2 protein-coding genes are annotated in these 1,392 nt (G+C 45.8%); both read left to right on the top strand.

Annotation, left to right across the window (positions count from 1 at the left end; genetic code table 11):
- Positions 1-196 precede the first annotated feature (196 nt).
- A complete protein-coding gene (locus A3739_RS28525) occupies positions 197-355 on the top strand; it encodes a hypothetical protein (RefSeq protein ID WP_156502214.1) in 159 nt (52 codons plus the stop codon).
- 286 nt (positions 356-641) lie between these two features.
- A partial coding sequence (locus A3739_RS00760) for a ribonuclease E/G (RefSeq protein ID WP_156502215.1) occupies positions 642-1,392 on the top strand: 751 nt, incomplete at its 3' end.

Below are 1,392 nucleotides of genomic sequence, written 5' to 3' on the forward strand. Positions count from 1 at the left end.
CCGACCTACCAATTACTGCTATATTCGCTTCCGCGTCGGCCCCTTTTAAATCCAAAGGTGCTTGAAACGACATTTTCGTTTCCGCAATCATACAGCTTTAGCCCCGTAAAATACGCACATTCTTCACTAGAATCTGCAGGAAAAAAGAGTATAGCCGCTTTGCACTTGTTGCAAAAAAACAGCAATGAGAAAAGCGTTGGCAAAGTTGAATGATGGTGATGCATTGGTAATACATATCGTTCGAAGCCTTGAAGCCTGCCTATCGCATAGCGCTCACTGTGCTCACGGTATGAAAAGAGAAACACCCAAAGGAACATTTGTTTTTACGCAGTTTGCAAAACAAATGATTGGATAAATACGCTGTACAGCGTAGCGCAAAAGATCTTTAGATGATGCTTAAAGAGGCCTTCGTAAGCCATTCAAAGCATGATCACGACACAGGCCGACACCGTGAGTTCACAAGACTTGCGTTGTAAAGAGACCATAAGACCTGCTGTTTACAATGAGATGTTAGTTCAACAGAGCAGCTATAAAACCTGGAGTTTAGTGTTTGCATGCTCGTTTTAACGCCACAGTTGTAGGTATTCTAACCCTCGATCTTTCTGCCCTTCCTGTATACAGCGCCATATTGGACGTTGTTCATGAAAAGAATGTTAATCAACGCGACTCAAAGCGAAGAGTTGCGTGTAGCCCTCGTTGACGGGCAAAAACTCTACGACCTAGACATTGAAGCCGGCTCTCGCGAGCAAAAGAAAGCAAACATTTATAAAGGCAAAGTAACCCGTGTTGAACCTAGCCTAGAAGCTGCTTTCGTCGATTTCGGTGCCGAGCGACACGGCTTCCTTCCTCTTAAAGAAATTTCAAAAGAATACTTCAAGCCAAGCGCTGGCAAAGGCCGCGTTAACATCAAAGATGCGATCAGCGAAGGCCAAGAAGTAATCGTACAGGTTGAAAAGGAAGAACGCGGTAACAAGGGTGCTGCACTCACTACGTTTATCAGCCTAGCTGGTCGTTACTTGGTACTCATGCCAAACAACGCAAGAGCCGGCGGCATTTCTCGCCGAATTGAAGGGCCAGATCGCGCACAGCTAAAAGAAGCAATGTCTGGCTTAAACATGCCTAACAGCATGGGCGTTATTGTTCGCACTGCAGGCGTTGGTCGAAGTACTGAAGAACTACAATGGGACCTTGACTACCTTGTTCAATTTTGGGATTCCATTAAGACTGCGTCTGAGAGCCGCCCCGCTCCTTTCTTAATCTACCAAGAAAGCAACGTAATCATTCGCGCTATTCGAGACTATCTGCGCCAAGATATCGGCGAGGTATTGGTCGACGCACCTGCAGTATTTGAAGATGTATTGAATTTCGTTCGCGCTGTAATGCCGGCTTATG

The sequence above is a fragment of the Oleiphilus sp. HI0067 genome, assembly GCF_001635735.1.